The following is a 17879-nucleotide window of genomic DNA, read 5'->3' on the forward strand; positions in this document are numbered from 1 at the left end:
CCCCCGCCGCGGGGACCGGAGGAAATCCAGAGCGCTGGTTGAAAGCTAGTTAGCTCCGCTATGTGATTCACCATATTTCACGCGAGGAATTACGAATTGGGAACCTGCGAACCTCGGCCACAGAACAGTACCCCGAATTCGGGAAGTGGAAGTTCGGCGTGCGGAGGTACCGAAGCCGAACGGCCCCTCGGGCCGGGCGGCGGAACCGACCAGGGAGATCAGCCACGCTTGGTGATGTTTGTCCGTCACGGCCGGCACCACCCGAGACGCAGCTCCGCTGATGCCGCCTACGGTCCGCGCCTGGGAGGGAGATCCGCACGCGAAGCCGCCTCAGCCCAAGAGGAGAAGCCCAGGGGCGCAGGAAGCCGACTGGCGGCCCGGAAGGTTGGGTGACCACCGCCGGAGGGTCGGTGGCGAAGAGGCGGGCTGGGAGATGGCTGGGGGCCTTCGCGGGTGCTGTGGCGATATGGACAGGGTGACGGTCGGGGTGGGGTGCACCATGGCGGTGCGCACTGCCGACTGGGAGCGGTTGGTGCCGTCGGTAGCGGGGTGCCCCGACGCGCGCGCGAGGCCCTGGTACGGCCTCGCGCGCGCGTGCGTCTTAGGGAAAAGAGGGCCATCGCAGAAAACAGGCTCTGACCTGGGGCTTTACGAAAGCGTATGTGTTGGCGCTGACACATTGACCTGCAGAAATGTGTTCGTGGTGCCACATCGACACCCGTATTTGCCAACCTTGCTTGTACAAGTGCGCAACTCTGCTGGTGGGCGTGGGTTCTCAGGGAACACGGGCCGAATGCGTTGTGTCGGCGTCGACACCAAAGCGCCACGCCAGCGTGTACAAATCTGCCAACTGAGCTTGAACAACTGGTAGTGTCCGGCACGACCCCCAAGATCGAGGACAGGACCACCGTCGATGCCCCGCCAGCCCAAGCGCCCCACCACCGGCCGCAGCAAGGGCCGGATCACCGCCGTCCCGCCCGGCGGTGACAGCGCCTTCCGCGAGACCCTGTCCTCCAGGCTGGGCAAGGACATCAAGCCGCCGACCCGCAAGCGGCCCGTGCAGCAGATGGACGTAAGCGTCCGGTACACCTACCGCGCGCCCCATGACATGTACGGGCGCTCCGGCTACAGCGTGGTTTCCAACGACTTCCTCGCCGACGTCCTGGCCGTGCTCATTGCCCAGCACGGCATGTCACCGATCCAGTCCGCGGTCCTGCTGTGGTGCATCGGCCGGCAGCGCGAGGGCTGGCTGCGCGCCACGCACAAGAAGATCGCTGAGAAGCTGGGCGTAGAGCGGTCGAACGTGACCCGGGCCATCGGCCGCCTGGAGGACTGGCACATGATCCAGCGCGTGGACACTGGGCTGATCTTCGTGAACCCAATGCTCGGATTCGAGGGCAACGGAGACCGGCAGCGCGAGATCCTGGACGCACTGCGCGACGAGGACGGGAAGCTGCCCGAAGAGGTCTTCCCGGCCCTGAACGCCCCGCGGCCCCCGCGCAGCGTGCAGCTGGAGCTCGGTGTCGAAGACGGGGAAGATGAAGTGGTCAACGAGGAGGGGCGGGCATGCTGATCCAGGCGAGCGCCGGTTTCGGAATGCTGTACCGGCTGGACCTCACCAAAGCCGCTATGGAGCTGCTGAGCGCCCTCATCGAGCGCCAGGAGCCCGGCGGCGAGGTGAACGCCTCCCAGGCCGAGCTGGGGGCCCGCGTGGGCCTGTCGCGGAACTCCGCGAACACCGCGATGTCGTTGCTGGAAAGCCGGCACTTGGTACTGCGGCCCAAGGACCGCAAGTACCGGACCTACTACCTCCACCCCTACATCGCCTCCTACGCCTCTCAAGACGAGCTGGAAGAAGCCATCGAAGACGCTGCCGAGCGCATCGAGTCCGGCGAACTGCCCGACATCACCGCCCCGCTGTACGAGACCGCGCCACCCAAGCGGCAGAGCCAGCCGCTGCGGGCTGTCCGCGCCGCCGGGTAGCACCGCCGTCATCACCCCCAGGTGATGACCACCCGTGAAATGTGCCCCTGCCACACAGGAAAGTGCGGCAGGGGCACATCGGTCTGCCCGACCGGCGAGCAGCAGGCATAGGCAGCCGCTGGGACAGGCCCACGGTCCTTGCGCTGTTCCGGGAGCAACAGGACGTCGGCTACAGGCCGGGGCCGGCCTGCTGCACGAGCAGCACCCGTGTGCCGCCTGGCCCATGCAAATGCTGTGCTGCACCCACGACACCTACCCTGCTGTCCCCGGCAGCCACCACCAGGACCACAAGCAGCAACGGCTACAGGACGGTGCCGTGCAGCGCGCGGCGGTCGCCGGACATCGCGTAGCGGCGGGCCGCGAGGGCCGACTCGAGGTCCTCGCCGATCGCCGCGCACAGCTGCGCCAGGACGACAGCCGCGGCCGTTTCGGATGGGTACGCGGGGGCGGCTTCGGTCAGCAGCTCCCCGATCGCGTGCGCGCTGGCGGCGACTTCGTCGCCGACGCGGCGCAGCGCGGCGATCGCGGGATCCGCCGACGGATCGCCAGGCGGCGGGGGTGGGACGGACGTTGCGGACGCGCTGCCGCCGGTCGGCGCGGCCCCAGACCCAGGACCCAGGTCGATGCCGGAACGCCCCTTCACCTGGGAAAACGGGTATCCCAGGACCCAGAGACCCAGGGCATACCGGACATTGCGCCGGGTCTGGGTCGAACCTGGGTCCGGTCTGGAGCGCGGCACTGAACCAGCAGAACAAACGGCGGGCCCCCGTGCCAGCAGCCGTGGCGAGCCGAGCAGCCGGTAGCACCAGGTGAACCGGGTTGTTCTGGTTCTCCAGAACAACCCGCGGCTCGGTGCAGCGAGTAGCAGCGGCGCCCGCTGCTACTGCGAGGCTGGCCTTGCTGCACGAGCAGCACCCGCGTGCCGACTGGACCGTGCGAATGCTGCGCTGCTTCCGGAGCCACCATGCAGCGGCCGGGCAGCACGACAAGGAGCACCACCAGCAGCAGGAGGGCAGCGGGCTGCTGCTACACCTCGATGAAGGCGACGACGACCACGGTCTTGAGGGCCGTCACCCAGTACACGAGCCGGACCCGTTCGACGTCGTCGACGTACTGGCGCAGCCGCGGGCCGCTGCTGTCGCCGGGGAGCGGTTCGCCGGCCTCGGGGTCGACGGAGATGACGACCAGGGCGCGGTCCAGGGCGTGCAGCTCGGCTTCGCTGGTGATGGCGTCCAGCTGCTTGGCGGCGGAGTCGGAGAACGCGATGCGGGCGCGGCGCGGGCCGTGCGGTGCGGGCATCAGGCGACGGCCGGGCGCTGGGCGGCGAGCCGGGCGAGGTGGGCCTCGCGCAGTTCCTCCCACGGCGTGCAGTCCTCCACCGCGGGCAGGCCGTTGGCGGCGATGTCCTCCAGGACGGCGGCGAGCTGGTCGGCGCTCTCGCGGGTCCGGGCCGCGTACGCGCGCAGTCCGTCGGCGGCGTCGGGCTCCAGCTGCTGCCGGGCGGCGGGGGCCGGCTGTTCGCTCATCGAGGGCCTCCAGGGCGCGAACGGGCGTGTGTCACCACGGTATCGGCCGCACGGCGGCCGTGGGACCGCTCCGCTCACTCGGGCACGGAGGGGGCGGCTGCGGCTCCTTCGACCTTGGCGCACCAGGGTTCGCCGGCGCACTTGCCTCCGAAGCCGGGATCGGCGCAGGTGCATTCCGGCTCGCGCTCCGTGACCTGCGTGATGCGGTAGAGGCCCGGGGTCATCTTGGCGATGCGCAGCTTCTGGACCTGCTCTGTGGCTTCTTGGATCGAGGTGGCGTGGGTGGTGTAGATCAGGGTGGTGGCGCCGGGGTGGGACGGGTCGGTGCACCGTGCCACGACCTGGTAGGTGTGCTTCGTCATCGCTCCTGCCGGGCTTTCAGGCGGGCAGGCCGGGGAGGACCTGGCCGTCGGTGATCTGGGCGCGGGCGGTCAGGGCGTGGCCGTCGCAGACCACGTAGCGGTCGTCGTTGTCGGCCTGGACGGTGTGGGTGGCCGGCTCGGTGCAGGCCGCGTCCAGCCGGTCGTACGGCCAGACGTTGAAGCACGTGAAGTCCGTGCACCAGGAGTCGAAGCCCTCGGTGGCTCGCGCGCGGGACTTGAGGGTGCCGCCGTGCTCGGGGCACACGCCCCACGGCACGGTGCAGCGGCTCGGGTCGACGGCGGTGCTCTGCAGGGCCTGGGCGTAGAGCGCGGCGGTGGTGCTGTCGGTGGTCATCCCGAGGATTCTTCCGCACTCGCCGGCCCGCCCGGGACCGATTCCGGCGGTTACGTTCCGTACGTATCACGCCCATTCGACAGCATGATCAGCACTGTCACGCTCCGCCCTTCGGAGGGCGCCTGGGTAGCCTTCGTAGAATCAAAAGGCGAGCAAACATGGGCATATCGCAGCGAGCGTGACACTTCGTGCGGCGCATGACTGAGGGAACATGACGTTCCGTCAGCGTGACACCGGTTCCGGCCCTGCGGCGGGTCGGCCGGGAGTGGGGCCAGCCTGCTTCTGCCAGGCCGCAAGCCACGTCCTGAGCTCGTCCTCGGTGTAGCGGACCGTCTGTCCGTCCAGCTCGCCCTCGGGGACTGGGACGCCGCGCTCGGGAGAGCGCCTGCGCATGTACGTACGGGCCGTCGGCGCCTTCCACGGCAGGATCTTCTTCTCCCACGCCTCGTCCAGCGAGTAGCGGGGCGACGGCGGATAGCCGAAGGCATCGTTCGCGGACGGCGGCTGACGGATCACCGGCGGCGCGTCCACGGTCCGCTTCGGCAGCGAGGCCGGGCGCCCGGGCGGGACGACGGGGCTCTGCCCGCACACGTGCGGCCGCTCCGGCGCGACCAGCGGTTCCATCGCGGCCAGGATCCGGCGCAGCGGTGGGCCCGGGGCGCCAGCTGCGAGCGCCTGCGCCGCCAGTTCGGCTACATGGGATCCAGCGGTGCGCAGGCTCGCCACCTTGCGGTTCCGCACCGCCACCGCGTCGGCGAGCTCCTTGAGCAGCTGTGTCCATTCCACGCCCGGCACAACGCTGCCCGGCCGTCGGCGGTCACTCCCCGTGAGATTCCTGGGGACGAGGCAGTGCGCCACGCCCCCAGACGCAACGCGCAACACGGGGGCCGTCAGCAGGAATAGTTGCGGTGTTTTCCGAGGTCAGAGCTGCAACGCACGGGGCGTGTTGCAGGGCGTGTTGCACTTCTGGGGGTGGTGCGTTGCGGGTCGTGTTGCACCGGGAGCGTCACTATTGGTCATACCTGCCCCGCTTCCCGCCCGGTGCGCTGCCCTGCCGAGTAGGCGCGGGCGAGCAGCGCGTTGAACGTGAGGGCGGCCTGGGGGTCCGCGTACGGCAGGCGTTCGACCGCGTGCTGTTCGTCCTCGCGCAGTCCCTCCAAGAGGCCGGTGGCGGTGAGCGTGCGCAGCAGGGCGTGGCGGACGGCGTCCGGGGCGAGGGCGGCCCGGCGGGCGTCCTCGCGCTCGTCTTCCTGGCGGCGCTGTTCGGCGGCGAGCTGCTCCTGGCGCTCGCGCTCGGTTTCGGCGGCGAGCTCGTCCTGGACGTACGCGTCGGCGTCCGGGTCGTACACCATCGTGGTGTCGGCGAGCAGCTGCTCGATGCGCGCCCACTCCGCGAGCTCGGCCGGGCCCCGCTCGTCCCCAGCGAGGTCCTCGTGGCGGGAGTCGAGCCGCGCGTCGAAGCGGGCCTCCTCGAGCGCGGCCAGGACCTCGGGGTGCGTCATGCCCCGGGCACGCCGACGGACCGAGCCTCGGCCCACCTTCGCCCGGTCGACCGGCTTCCGGGGAGCAGCACCGGGTGAGGGGACACGGCGCGGTCGCCGGGGCGCGGGGGTGCTCATCTATGCCTCGCATTCACTATTGAAAAAGGGAGTGGCTCGCCGTCAGATTGCTGCACGACGGGCCGCCCCCAGGTTTATAGCAGGCCACGAATTGCGCGTGTTCAGAACGAGAGTATTGATGTGGCCGACGTGAGTGAAAGTCGACTCTCGGGCCATGGCCGAGGCTGTCGAATTCGGTGAAATATGCCTCCTGTCAGAGGAATCAATTCGCCTGAACCCGCGCTGGGACCGGCGCGGGACGGCACTTGCACCCCCGGGATCGCGCCGTTGAACCGTACGGACAGCACCGTAACCGCCGCCACCTACTTCAACTCCTTCTCCTCGCCTGGGGCCAGGGCGGCCCGTGTTGCCCGGGCCAGCGAGCTGAGCTGTTCGACGACGCACACGGCGCCGTCGAACGGATGACCACGGTAAGCACGGCGAGGCGCTGTCCACCCTCACACCGTCGGGCCGCGGAGGCGGTCCGCAGCTCCCGCTCAGTCGTCGTACGGCGTCCGCGGGGGAGGCGTCATGCGTGCGTGCAGCAGCGTGTGACGCGCAATCTCGGCCGGACCGGGCTTCGCCTGCTTCTCGAGCAGGGTGGTCAGGCCGCGCGGGGCCTTCCAGTGCTCGCGGAGATCGACGGCAGCTCCGAGGTCGTCCAGGAGCGTGTTGATGACGGTGGCGGCTTCGCTGGGTTTGTCGCCCCAGCCGTCGCCCCACCACAGGTGCTCGTTCGGGGTGCAGGGGGCGGGGTGGACCTGGCCGTCGCTGGTCTTGACCCACACGGTGCCGTCCAGGACGACCGAGGCGAGCTCGGCGCCGGTTGAGGGCAGGGCCAGCGGCGCGTAGAACCGCAGGCCGGGGGTGTCGCCCGTGGTGGTCCGCAGGACCGGCATGTCGGTCAGGGGGTCGATGAAGAAGGCGTCGACCGGGCGGTCGTCGGCGAGGGCTGCGTGGGCGGCGGTCGGGTCGCACAGCGTGAGCCGGCGGGCCCACTGCTCGGCGATCCTGCCGGGACGCAGGGCGACCTTGGTGAGCACGCCGAAGGGCAGCAGCCGAGGGTCGTACGCGAGGACGAGCTCCAGGGCGGCGACGGCGTCCGGGTGGCTGCTGGCGGCGATCGTCTTCCAGCCGGCCGCGAGGACCGGGCGGTCGTCGATGGTGGGCAGGGGGTGCGTGCTGGTGTCGGGCCGGGCGCCGATGACGATGTGCGTGGAATGCCGGCCGAAGATCTCGATGTCGTGCTCGGCGTCGCGCACGCGGTCGTTGCGGATGTCGTTGGCCATGTCCGTCAGCGCGGCCTGCGCGGTGGCGTCGAAGACGCCGTTCGCCGCGGCCCGGCGCAGGGTTCGCTCCCTGGTGCTGGCCGGGACCTCCGCGACGAGGGCCGGGGCGCCGGGCCGCCACTGGCGGATGAGCTGGGCGGAGCGCAGCAGGCCGGGCCACCAGGGCAGGTCCTGTCCGGCGAGCTCGGCGACGACGCCCCACTGGGCTTCGTACTCGATCGCCGGGTGGGCGGTGTCGGCGGCGACGAGCGCGGGCCCGCTGAAGCCCACGTCCCCGTACAGGGCGCAGACGGTGGTCACGCCGTCCGGGTTGCCGCGCTGCGCCAGGTCGGCGGCGACGGCGGAGGCGGCCTGGTCCTTGCTGGTGTGCACGAGGCGGATCGTCCCCAGGGCCGTCTGCCAGTCCAGCGCCGGTCCCCTCACGGTGTCCTGGTATCCGGCCCATTTGCCCGGCGGGAGGTCGTCCGGGAGCGGGCGCAGCAGCGCCGCGCCGCGGTGCTCGAATTCCGGGGTCTTTGCGGTCCAGCGGTAGACCTCGGTGCCGTCCCAGGTCTCTTCGTCCTTCGCCACGAACGGGCCCGGGTCGCTCTCGGGCGTGGGGAAGTCGTCGTACTTCCTGGTGATCCGCCATAAGCCGAAGGCCGTGACGCCGAGCAGGTTCTGGACCTCCGTCTTGGACAGGTAGGTGGTGGTAACGCTCATTCAGGTGTGCTCCCTTGTATCTCGTGTGATGTGTGCGTGCTCAGTGGGCCCGCGCGGCCAGCAGCTGGGCGCGGGTGTAGGTCGTGGTTTCTTCCGGGGCCGTGCTGACCAGCTCCATCAGCCCCTTGGGCGGTTCGGGGGCGTGGTGGTCGACGGCGGGCGCGGTGATGTCGTCGAGGAGGCGGTCCAGTAGCTGGGCGAGGGTGATGGCTCCGCCGCCGCTGTAGCCGTAGTTGATGCCGTTGTCGGACAGCTGCGGGGCCAGCCACAGGCCGCCGTCTCCGGTCCGCACCCATACGACCTCGCCGCTGAAGGTGACCGACTCCAGCCGTGCGTCGGTGGGGATGCGCTGCGGCACGGAGGTGACGATGTTGTCCGGGTATTCCTCGTCGCCGTCGATGCCCTTGCGGAAGACGGCGGGCAGGTCGGTGGCCGGGTCGTAGAGCAGCTGCGCGTCGTCGTCGGCCTCGTCCAGGAGCCCCTTGTCGAGCACGGTGGGCTGCCGGCCGGACGGCGCCTCGGTGAGCCGGGCCGCCCATTCCGCGGCGGTCGCGCACTGGGCGGGCCGCACTTCCACGAACGCGCCGGTGGGCCAGTCCTCCCCCGAGTCCCACCGCTGGACCAGGTCCGCGACCCGGTAGGCCAGCACATCGCGGCGTTCGGTGATCTCCAGCCATCCGGCCCGGCGCACGACCTCGGGCAGGTCCTCGATGTCGCCGTCCACGTCGGCGCGCGGCCGTGGGACGGCGCCGAGGGTGAGCCAGTGACAGTCGCTGCGCTCGTGGCCGTCAATGTCCTCAGCGATGTGCTCGAGGTAGCGCACCGCCGCGTGGTGGGCCTGCCGGCGGATCGTGCGGGCCAGATGCACGGCGACCTGGGCGACCGGGGAGCCGTCCGGTTCATCGACGGCGAGCAGCGCCAGGTCCGCGGCAGGCAGTTCCACGTCATCGGCCGGGACCAGGGCCGGCGCCGCGCCGGGGCGCCAGGCCACGATGGCGTCGCGGTCGCGCAGCGCGGTGTGGAACCAGGGCGCCTTGGTGCCGAACAGCGCGGCCAGCTGCCGGAAGGTGGGGTGATACGACTTGGAGCGCCCGCCGCCGGGCAGGAAGTCGAGCGCGGTCAGTCGCGGCCCGTTGTCCCAGTACGCCTCGCCGATGACGACGGCCGCCACACGCTGGTCCAGGTCCTTGCCGTACCGCCGGTACAGCTCGCTCGACAGGGACCGTACGTTGCCGTTGCCGCTGGTCAGCGAGTAGCCCAGCAGGACGGTGCCGTACGCGGTGCGCCAGGTGAGGACGGCGTAGTCCCCGATGACCTCGCCGCCGTCGAACTCCGTCCGCTCCCCGCTCCCGCCCGCCGGCCGGGTCAGCAGCGGCTCGTACGCCGGTCCGTCCCCTGCCGCGTCCGCGTCCTTGCGCCGGTTGAATAACGCCACGCTTTCCTCCTCAAGACGAGTCACGCCCCGCCCGGGCACCTTCGGCCCGGACCGTGCCCCGGGCCTGACACTGCCCGGCTCCCCAGTGCATCACGCGGCACTGACATCCGAGGCGCCGTACAGACCTCCAACTCGCCGACTCTGGCGGCGGGTTGCGCCCGAGCTGGCCGCACAGGTTCCGGGCGCGCCCCGACTGCAGGGTGGCGAGAACCCCGCCCACCGCGCCCTTGCCCGCTCCGCATGAGCCCGGAGGGCGCAGCGACGCCGAGCCTGCGTTACGTAGACGGAAAGAGCGTCTACGGTCTGTGCGTCTGCTACCGTCACCCGGTAGAGGTGATCACACCATGACTGACGATCCCGAGCGGGACTACGGGCAGCAGATGCTCGAAGAGCTGCTGAGCGAGGTGCAGCGTGCGCTCAGCGCCACGGACCCGCTCACCCGGGCGCAGATCCTCGCCCAGCAGGTTCAGCCGTACGCGGGCTGGGCCTTGCGCTGGGCGGTCGCCGACGCGCAGAAGAACGGGGCTTCCTGGCCCTCGATCGGGCTGGCCGTCGGCCAGCAGCACACCACGATCTACCGCCAGTTCCAGGGAGGAGGGCCGCTCGTCACGGTCCGCCCGCATCACACGTCCGGGACCCGCAACGACGACTACCAGGACGCGCTCCGCCAGGCCGCGAAGCGCGTGACGGGGGAAGCCTTCCCCACCCAAGAGCTTCAGCGCTCCCCGCTCGGGCAGTTGTACGGACCAATCCAGGCGATGGCCGAGACGTTGCGGGTGGTGGACTCCGCCGAACCGCTGCTGCGGCAGGTCGACCACCTGCTGGGCGCCGTGGCGACGCTGGAGTCAGCCGGCTACCCGTCACGCGATATCGGCACGCAGGAGAAGGCGGTTTGGGCCGCGCTTGTCGACCTGCGCACGGCCTACGAGCGGGACAAGCCGTTCATTGAGGCGGCCGAGGAGGTCGCACGGATGGCCCGGGGCGACGGGTGACGGTGAAGGACCTCCATGCTCGAGGAGCAGCCGTGACCGTCCGGGAGTACCGGTGAGAGAAAGCGGGAACGCACCGGTCGTGCTGTCCGAGGACCAGCACCAGGAGATCCTCACCGCGGCCATCCTGCCCGCCTGGACGCAGGGCGCCGTCTGCCAGGTACGCCCGGTCGCCGTGTTCGTCGCGGGCCAGCCCGGCAGCGGCAAGACGGTGCTGGCTGACCTCCTCCACGCGACCCTCGACCGGCGTGGAGGAGCAGTACGGATCGGCCGCGATCTGTACAAGGCTGCTCACCAGCACTACGCCGGGTTCCTGGCCGAGGACGTAAGGACCGCGGGCGTACGGGTCCGGCCGGACACCCGCCGCTGGCAGCAGGAGGTCGAGGCCCACGCCAGGGCCCACCGCTTCGACGTGGTGGTCGAGACCGCGCTCGCCGACCCGCAGGAGTTCCGCACGGCGGCGGCCGCCTACCGGCAGGCCGGCTCCCGGATCGAGGTCGTGGCCCTGGCCGTCCCGGAGGCGGTCAGTCAGCTCGGCATCCTCGACCGCTACCTGCGCCACGCCGAGGCTGGCACCGCCCGCTTCGTCTCCTGGGAGAACCACGACCAATGCGCCGCCGGCATGCTCCGCACTCTGGCCGCCATCGAGGCCGAGCAGCTGGCCGACCGGGTCGTCGTAGTCCGGCGCGGCGCCGAGGCGCTGTACGACAACGAGCTCGACGCCACCGGGACATGGCGCTTCCCGCCGACGGCGCACAAGGCGGTGGCCGCCGAGCGCTCCCGGCCGTGGAACGCGGCACAGACCGGCCACTTCCGACGAGAGCTTGCCGCGGCCGACCGGCGCGCCCACGACGTACGGCTGCCGACGGACTGGGGGCTGGCGGTACAGCGCGATGCCGAGCGCGCCGCCGCCTGGGCCGAGCCAGTCCGGCGCACCGCCCAGCCGCGCACCGAGTCGCCGGGCCTCGACTACCACCGGCTCGCCGCCCACGAGCACGCCTGGATCTTCGACGAGCTGATCGTTCCCTCGCACCTCGTCGGCATCACCCCCCAGGAGCGCCCGGCCGTCGTGTACGTGATGGGGCAGCCGGGCGTGGAGATGATGGACGCGATCCGCCTCGTCCACCGTGCGCTGCCGGGCCGGACGACGTGGCTCACGCCGGAGACCTTCACCTCCGCCCACCCCGACTACTTCCAGCTGATGGAACAGGAGCCGCGGGCGGCCGAGGAACGGATCCGCGCGGACTGCGGTGCCTGGCAGGTCAAGGCCGAGGCATACGTGCGCCGACGGCGCGGCAACCTGATCGTGGCCGTCACCCCGGGCAGCGCCGAGGAGTTCCTGACCAGTGCGGCCTCCTTCCGCCAGGCCGGCTACCGCATCGAGCTGGTGGCGCTCGCGATGCGGCCCGCGGACAGCCGGCAGGGCAGCGCCGCCGGATACGCCCGGATGATCCGCAGCGGCCCGGCCACCTTCACCAGCGTCGTGCGCCACGACCAGTGCCTCGCCGCGCTCCTGGCCGCCGTCCAGGCCGCAGAGCAGGAACAGGAAGCGGTGCTCGACTCGGTGGTCGTCCTACGGCAGGACCGCAGCGCCGTCTACCGCAACCACCGCGGCAACGACGGCCGTTGGATCCGCCGGGCCGGAGCCGCGCACGCCCTGGTCCTCGAACAGCAGCGGCCCTACACCCTCCCCGAAGCCATGCGGTTCCTGAGCGTGCAGCGGTGGCTGCGGGCGGCCCTGCCGCAGTACCGCGACGAGCTGCTGGAAACCGAGGAGCTCGCGCGTCCCCTGCTGCCGGCGCAGCTGCAGCGGCGCCGGCTCGAGGGCTCGGCGCCGCCGGCCGCGCTGCCGCTCCCGGCACAGCGCAGGGCCGGGAGCGCGGATCACGACGTGGTCAGCTTCTTCAGGCGCGCCTCGTAGTCCGCCGCGATCCGGCCGATCTCCTCCACGTCGGCGTCGGCCAGCCGGTCCAGGTCGGCCACGCACCCTCGACGCGACTCCTGCAGCTGCTGAAGCCGTTCGAGGTCCGGAGACGGCAACCGCTGCTCGGCCAGAATCTGCTGGGCGTACCAGGCGATCACCCGGGTGACCATCTTCATCGCCACGTGCGAGGTGACATCCGGACCGCTGCCGGGAGCCACACCGTCCGGGGAGCCTGCGGAGGAGGCAGGGTCGTGCACGGGAAAACCGCCTTGGGGTTGGAGCAAAGGATCATTGTCGGCGCCGGGGAACCGGTCCGGCAAGACGGACGATAGGCCCCTGCCCACAGGTTCGGGGACGATGCCGGGGTCGTGGCCAAGAACAGGCGCCGACCGCGTCGAACCCGGCTCCGGGCCCTGCCACCGGCGCCGGGGAGAGCGTAGGTTGACGCCCAGGTGATCATTCCTGGGGGGAATTTCATGGCAGGCCGGGACCTTCGCGCGCTGTTCAGCACCAACGACCACACGCTGGCCGCGGCCGAAGCGTTCACCAACCGCCAGCTGCAGTGGCAGACGGTCGGCGCCGCGCTCGCCGAGCACCTCGAGCACATCAGCGACACCGGCTTCGATGTCCAGGACCTGGAGGCGCCGCGCGACAACGTGGTGAACCTGTACGGCATCGGCGGCATCGGCAAGACCACCTTCTCCCGCGTGCTGGAAGCAGCCCTCACCAGCAGCGAGAACCGCCCCGCCCAGTGGGGCGAACTCGCTCTCCCCCACACCCGGCTCCTCCCGGTACGCATCGACCTCGCCCGCTCGGGCGGCACCGACTTCGAACGCATCATCCTCAGCATCCGGCTCGCCCTGGCCGGGCTCGGACGCCCGCTGCCGGCCTTCGACATCGCCCTGCGCCGCTACTGGGACGCCACCCACCCCGGCGAACCGCTGGACGAATACCTGCGCCGGGGACGACTCGCCAAACTCGCCAAGGGCCTGCCGCAGCAGATGCAGTCCGCGCTCGGCGAAGTCGCCGGCGCCCTGGCCCTGCCCGGCCTCGTCGGCGCGGCCGCGGGCCAGGTCACCACCACCCTGGTGAGGGCACTGCGCGAGCGGCGGCAGACGGTCAAGGCCCTGGCCGGCTGCCACCGCCTGGCCGACCTCCTCGAAGCCGACCCCGACATCGACACCCTCTCCTACTACGCGCACCTGCTGGCCTGGGAGCTCTCGCAGCTGCCGAAGAAGAAGCAGGTCGTGCCGGTCATCCTGCTCGACACCTTCGAGGACATCGCCGACCCGCGCCGCGACTTCGAACGCCTCATCCAGCGCCTGGTGTGGCTGATGCCCACCGCCCTCTTCGTCATCACCGGACGCAACCGCCTCCCCTGGGGCGACGCGGCCCTGAACGGCCAGCTCGACTACACCGGCCCCACCAGCTGGCCCGGCCTCGCCGACCATGCCGCCGCGCGTACCGCCACGGGCAGCGGCGGCCGCCGCCAGCTGCTGATCGGCGACTTCTCCCCCGAGGACTGCGGCACCTACCTCGCCCGCCGGCTCACCCGCGACGACGAGCCCCTGATCAGCGAGGACATTCGGGATGTCATCACCCGCAGCTCGCACGGGCTGCCGCTCCACCTCGACCTGGCCGTCATGCGCTTCCTGGAGATCCGCCGCACCCGCACCCCCGAGCCCGGCGACTTCACCCACCCCTTCCCCGCGCTCGTCGCCCGCACCCTCAGCGACCTGCCCTCCGAGGAACGGCACGTCGCCCGCGCGGTGTCCCTGCTCGACGCCTTCGACGAGACCCTGGCCGCCCGCGCCGCCGGCCTCCCCCACCAGGCCCCGGTGCGGCGCCTGCTGGAGCGGCCCTTCGTCCGCGAGGACGCCTTCGCTCTGTGGCCGTTCCACCTGCACGGCGTCATCCGCGCCGCCATCCGCAGCGCCGACGACCAGACCGACGACCGCTGGACGCCCACCGACTGGCAGCAGGCCGCCCAGCGCGCCCTGACCGCCCTGGGCGAACAATGGACCAGCCAGCCCGGCCCCGGCCGGGCCCTGCTCGTCGCCTGCCTGCGCCAGGGCCTGCGCCTCGCCCGGGACCACCACCTCGACCTGGGCTGGCTCACCGAGGCCGCCTGGGCGTACGTCGCCGATTTCGTCTGGGAGCCCGTCGCCCCGCCCGCCGCGGACGAGCCGACCGACGCGGGGATCCAGACGGCAGCCGACGCCCTCGTCGAGCTGCTCAGCGCGCTCGCCCGCCGCCAGCGCGAACACCGCGCCCGCACCGCCGAGCGCCTCACCGCGGTTCTCGAAACCGGCCTGCTGCCCGGCGACCTGACCGAGATGGCCCTGTACTACCGCGCCAAGGCCGACCGCGACCTCGGGCACACGGCCGCCTCCCGCGACGGGATGCAGCGCGTCGCCGAGGCCGGCGGACGCCTCGCCCCCGACGCCCGCCGCGGCCTCGTCCACCTCGCCCGCATGGCCGGCGACTTCCCCACCGCCCTCGATGCCGCCCAGGCTCTGGGCGAGGAAGGGCGTCAGCACCGGGTCCTCGGCGACATCTGGTGGCCCCAGGGCGACCTGCCACGCGCGGCCGCCGCCTACGAAGCCGCCCGCGCCCAAGCCGAGGAGCACTCCCTCGCCGGCGAGCGCGCCATCGCCCAAGCCCAGCGCGCCTTCGTCGCCGCCTTCACCGACCCGGCGCAGGCCGACGACGAAATCACCCTCGCACGCCAGCTCCTGGACGGCCTCGACCTGCGCGCCACCGCCCTCACCATCGAGATCGCCGCCCTCCTGCGCGACGCCGGCACCACCGGCGTGGAAGACCGGGCCCAGGTGCTGCGCACCGAGATCGACATCGCCGGGCTCCCCACGGTCCAGACCACCCTGGAGCTCGCCCTCGCCTTCCACCACGCCGTCCTGGACGCACACGACGACCTGGCCGCCACCCTCTCCCGACTCGGTGACCTGACCCGCAACGGCGATTACGCCTACTACAACGAGCTCATCCACTTCATGGCCGGCCTGCCTTTGCCAGGCCCCGCCGCCACTCGGTGGATCAGCGGCGAGCAGGCTGTTCGCGACCGCTGGCACCGCCTCGTCCATGATCGCCGGAGTCACCTCAGCCGGTAGCTCCCCCACGGCTGTGATGCGCGCCTAGTCACTTCTGGATGACGCGGCCGTTCTTGCCGCGACGGCGGTCGTGCAGCTTGTCCAGGACGTCGGCGAGGACGGACATGGTCTCGGGCTCGGCATGCGCGATCTGGTCCGTGACGGCGAGAGCCTGCAATGTGGGGGCCAGCTGGTTCAGCAGTGTGAGTGCGTCGGGCAGCGAGGCGGCGTAGACGATCTGTGTCTGCCCGGCCCCCTCCAGATCGAACAGGAACGAGGGCTCCTCGGGACGTGCCCACACCGTCAGCGTCAGCGGGACCATGTACACCTCGCCCGCCCCCGTCCATACGGTGTACCCGGCGGCCTTGACTGCTTCGCTGTAGTCGCGGTGCTCGTCCTCTCGCTCCGCGACTGGGTCCTGAGCAAGGCTCCACTGGCCCGCCTTGAGAACCCACGCCTGATCATGCCGCTTGGCCTCGTGTGCCGGGATGTCGCTCACCTATGCCCCCCTCTGATGGTCTGTGTCCCTCAGTTCTAGCGGCACGTCCCCACGGCGTACTGAACAACGGCTGATCTCATATGCGCGACGGACGGCCGGATCAACGGCCCTGACACGCGCGGCGGCCCCCAGCCAAGGCATCTGGTTGGGGGCCGCCGGGCGCTTCAGAGCGAAGCTGGATCGTCCGGCGGGTTAGCCGGCGTCGGGGCGCTGCCCCACGAGCTGGGTGAGCAGCTCGACGATCTGCGCCTGATTACGGTCGATCTTCTCGTTGAGGTCGCGCACCTGGCCAGCGAGCTCGCCGACCTTCTCGTCCAGCTTCTCGTCGAGCTTGCCGAGCTTCTCGTCGAGATTGCTGACCTTCTGGTCGAGGTTGCCCACCTGGAGCCGCACGGCGGTCAGGTCGCTCTTGACGATCCCGAACTCGCGCTCCGTCGTCTCCTGCGCCTGCTCGTAGCGGCGGGTGAGAGCGGCGATCTCGCTTTGGGCGATGGGGTCCTCGGCCACGCGGGGCACTCCTGCCAGATCATGAAAAGCGGTGGTCATCAGGCCCCCACGATATCGCGCCCGGACGGGGCCGTACCTCCGTCCGGGCGACCCGGGCCCGGGCCCGACAGGGCCGACGGCAGCCCGGACCGTCGCCGTCAGGAAGCCGTACACCCCGACGTTGGGGCGTGCGTGCCGGCGCTGTTCGACGACGTCGAGACGGCGGGCGTAGTCCGTGTGCGCGCCGACCACCATCGTGGGCTGCGTGCGGCGTGAGCACCAAGCTCGCACAGGGCGATCGGCCAAGGGGCTAGCTGATCGTTGTTCCGTGGCCCCTGGAACCTACCGGTCGGTGATCTTCGGGTGACCGGTGGCGGCGCGGTCGATCCAGACCGTGCGGCGCTCCAGGTCGAGCAGGTACCAGATGCGCCCGCCGGCGGTGACCTCGATCTGCCAGCGGTCCATGGCCTCGCCGCGGTGCGTGCCCCGGGCGAGCTCACCCTTGAGCCGGTGGTGGCGTCCGGTGCGGGTGGCCGGAGCCGGGTCGGTGCGCATCAGCAGCCAGGCGGCGCGGGTGTTGCCCGGGGCCTGGGTGCCCAGCTGCTCCCACCCTTTTGCGGCGTCGCCGTTGGCGAAGCGGACGTCCCACTCGTCCTCGGCCGGCGGTGGGGCGGCGCGGTCTCCGCGCTTTGGGCTCACGCAGCGGCCCCCGGCTCGGGCACGGGGCCGAGGTCCTCGCCGGAGTCGGTGGTCAGCGCGGCGTACAGCTCGGGGTCGGCGTGCACCTCGGCGGTGTGCCGCCACTCGGTGATCAGCTGGGCGACAGCGGCGGTGTTGTCCAGCTCGACCGCTGCTTGCAGGGCCTCGACCAGCTCGACGGAGAACTCTCGCACATCGTGCGCGGGCAGGTAGCGCACCCACGGGAACGTCGCCGGCAGCACGTCCAGGACCAGAGTGCGGCCCTGGGAGGTGCGCATCATCTCCACGAACAGGCGGCTGGCCGCGCCCATGACCTCCTGGTCCTGCTCGGCGCGCGCGGCCGTGGTCAGCACCAGGTCCTCGTCGTCCCGCCGCCGGAGCAGTATCCGCCGCGTGCCGCGCAGGGCGGCCAGTGTCACCTTGGGCTTGTTGAGCAGCTCCGACAGGTTCATTTCCAGCACGCTCATGACTTGAAGTTTAGTTGACAAGTCTGGTCCGTGCAGGCGATCACCGGCAGGACCAGACCCGTCCGTCCGGGTGAATCACGCGCAGCCCGTCGAAGCGGCGTCGGGCTTACGCGGCCTGGGCCGTACCCCGTTCGGACGGCCTCGGCCCACGGACAGAAGGGCCGGGTACGGTCGCGGCGCCGCACCCGGCCGGACACCGTCGGCCTACCGCAGCTCGTTGTCCTCCAGATACGCGCACCCCTCGGGCCGTCCTGCCAGCGCTCCGAGGGCGGCCGTGATGAGAACCGAGGGCTCGTGCTGGCCGTCGGCCATCACGTGGTCCGGTGCCCACCACCGGATGTCCAGGACCTCGTCCTCCTGTCGGCGAATACCGCGGAACTGGTCGGCAGGGACGTTCATGGCGAACACGAAGTGCAGCGAGTCCCGCGTGCGCTGCAGCGGTCCGAACCAGGTGCCCG

At 71.2% G+C, this 17879-nt stretch carries 20 protein-coding genes; 5 read left to right on the top strand and 15 right to left on the bottom strand.

What is annotated here, in order from left to right:
- Positions 1-913 precede the first annotated feature (913 nt).
- Together ACMATS_RS37760 and ACMATS_RS37765 are read left to right on the top strand one after the other, a co-directional pair.
- Positions 914-1573 carry a MarR family transcriptional regulator gene (locus tag ACMATS_RS37760; RefSeq protein WP_414170879.1) on the top strand — a complete coding sequence of 220 codons (660 nt, stop codon included), beginning with the start codon at positions 914-916 and terminating at the stop codon, positions 1571-1573.
- The gene (locus ACMATS_RS37765; protein ID WP_414170880.1) at positions 1567-1983 is read left to right on the top strand and encodes a hypothetical protein; all 417 of its coding nucleotides are present in this window, start codon (positions 1567-1569) and stop codon (positions 1981-1983) included. The genes ACMATS_RS37760 and ACMATS_RS37765 overlap by 7 nt, the downstream gene beginning before the upstream one ends.
- 301 nt (positions 1984-2284) lie before the next feature.
- On the opposite strand, the gene ACMATS_RS37770 is transcribed toward ACMATS_RS37765, so the two are convergent.
- From ACMATS_RS37770 to ACMATS_RS37810, 9 genes are all read right to left on the bottom strand, one after another.
- Positions 2285-2626 carry a hypothetical protein gene (locus ACMATS_RS37770; protein ID WP_414170881.1) on the bottom strand — a complete coding sequence of 114 codons (342 nt, stop codon included), beginning with the start codon at positions 2624-2626 and terminating at the stop codon, positions 2285-2287.
- Positions 2627-3009: 383 nt separating this feature from the next.
- A complete protein-coding gene (locus ACMATS_RS37775; RefSeq protein ID WP_071365645.1) occupies positions 3010-3282 on the bottom strand; it encodes a hypothetical protein in 273 nt (90 codons plus the stop codon).
- The gene (locus ACMATS_RS37780; RefSeq protein WP_414170882.1) at positions 3282-3509 is read right to left on the bottom strand and encodes a hypothetical protein; all 228 of its coding nucleotides are present in this window, start codon (positions 3507-3509) and stop codon (positions 3282-3284) included. Before ACMATS_RS37780 ends, ACMATS_RS37775 begins: the two co-directional genes overlap by 1 nt.
- A gap of 74 nt (positions 3510-3583) precedes the next feature.
- Complete coding sequence (locus ACMATS_RS37785; protein WP_414170883.1) at positions 3584-3871, bottom strand: hypothetical protein; 288 nt, start codon at positions 3869-3871, stop codon at positions 3584-3586.
- A gap of 16 nt (positions 3872-3887) precedes the next feature.
- Positions 3888-4226 (bottom strand): hypothetical protein, encoded by a 339-nt coding sequence (locus ACMATS_RS37790; protein WP_414170884.1) that lies wholly within the window; start codon positions 4224-4226, stop codon positions 3888-3890.
- A 222-nt stretch (positions 4227-4448) separates the two neighbouring features.
- Positions 4449-5012, bottom strand: a complete 564-nt coding sequence (locus ACMATS_RS37795; RefSeq protein WP_414170885.1) for a hypothetical protein — start codon at positions 5010-5012, stop codon at positions 4449-4451.
- Between the two features lie 230 nt (positions 5013-5242).
- The gene (locus ACMATS_RS37800; RefSeq protein WP_414170886.1) at positions 5243-5728 is read right to left on the bottom strand and encodes a hypothetical protein; all 486 of its coding nucleotides are present in this window, start codon (positions 5726-5728) and stop codon (positions 5243-5245) included.
- A gap of 593 nt (positions 5729-6321) precedes the next feature.
- Positions 6322-7815, bottom strand: a complete 1494-nt coding sequence (locus ACMATS_RS37805) for a hypothetical protein (protein ID WP_414170887.1) — start codon at positions 7813-7815, stop codon at positions 6322-6324.
- Between the two features lie 40 nt (positions 7816-7855).
- A complete protein-coding gene (locus ACMATS_RS37810) occupies positions 7856-9250 on the bottom strand; it encodes a hypothetical protein (protein WP_414170888.1) in 1395 nt (464 codons plus the stop codon).
- 344 nt (positions 9251-9594) lie between these two features.
- Here ACMATS_RS37810 and ACMATS_RS37815 point away from each other — a divergent pair, with 344 nt between their 5' ends.
- Positions 9595-10242 (top strand): hypothetical protein, encoded by a 648-nt coding sequence (locus tag ACMATS_RS37815; RefSeq protein ID WP_414170889.1) that lies wholly within the window; start codon positions 9595-9597, stop codon positions 10240-10242.
- A gap of 52 nt (positions 10243-10294) precedes the next feature.
- Positions 10295-12160 carry a zeta toxin family protein gene (locus tag ACMATS_RS37820; protein ID WP_414170890.1) on the top strand — a complete coding sequence of 622 codons (1866 nt, stop codon included), beginning with the start codon at positions 10295-10297 and terminating at the stop codon, positions 12158-12160.
- Here ACMATS_RS37820 and ACMATS_RS37825 read toward each other — a convergent pair.
- Positions 12124-12420, bottom strand: coding sequence for a hypothetical protein (locus ACMATS_RS37825; RefSeq protein WP_414170891.1), 297 nt, complete (start codon positions 12418-12420; stop codon positions 12124-12126). The genes ACMATS_RS37820 and ACMATS_RS37825 overlap by 37 nt on opposite strands.
- Positions 12421-12639: 219 nt before the next feature.
- Between ACMATS_RS37825 and ACMATS_RS37830 the strand changes: the two genes are divergently transcribed.
- Entirely contained in the window at positions 12640-15291 is a 2652-nt protein-coding gene (locus ACMATS_RS37830) for an ATP/GTP-binding protein (protein WP_414170892.1), read from the top strand.
- Positions 15292-15319: 28 nt separating this feature from the next.
- Here ACMATS_RS37830 and ACMATS_RS37835 read toward each other — a convergent pair whose 3' ends face one another.
- From ACMATS_RS37835 to ACMATS_RS37855, 5 genes are all read right to left on the bottom strand, one after another.
- Complete coding sequence (locus ACMATS_RS37835; RefSeq protein WP_414170893.1) at positions 15320-15769, bottom strand: hypothetical protein; 450 nt, start codon at positions 15767-15769, stop codon at positions 15320-15322.
- A 192-nt stretch (positions 15770-15961) separates the two neighbouring features.
- A complete protein-coding gene (locus tag ACMATS_RS37840) occupies positions 15962-16276 on the bottom strand; it encodes a hypothetical protein (RefSeq protein WP_414170894.1) in 315 nt (104 codons plus the stop codon).
- 321 nt (positions 16277-16597) lie between these two features.
- Positions 16598-16954: a hypothetical protein gene (locus ACMATS_RS37845; RefSeq protein WP_414170895.1), complete on the bottom strand. Its 357-nt coding sequence runs from the start codon at positions 16952-16954 to the stop codon at positions 16598-16600.
- Positions 16951-17421, bottom strand: coding sequence for a DUF6247 family protein (locus tag ACMATS_RS37850; RefSeq protein WP_414170896.1), 471 nt, complete (start codon positions 17419-17421; stop codon positions 16951-16953). The genes ACMATS_RS37845 and ACMATS_RS37850 overlap by 4 nt, the downstream gene beginning before the upstream one ends.
- 204 nt (positions 17422-17625) lie before the next feature.
- Complete coding sequence (locus ACMATS_RS37855) at positions 17626-17820, bottom strand: hypothetical protein (RefSeq protein ID WP_414170897.1); 195 nt, start codon at positions 17818-17820, stop codon at positions 17626-17628.
- Positions 17821-17879: the final 59 nt, after the last annotated feature.

Origin of the sequence: Streptoverticillium reticulum (assembly GCF_047456005.1) — a bacterium.
GTDB classification, from domain to species: Bacteria; Actinomycetota; Actinomycetes; order Streptomycetales; family Streptomycetaceae; genus Streptomyces; species Streptomyces reticulum.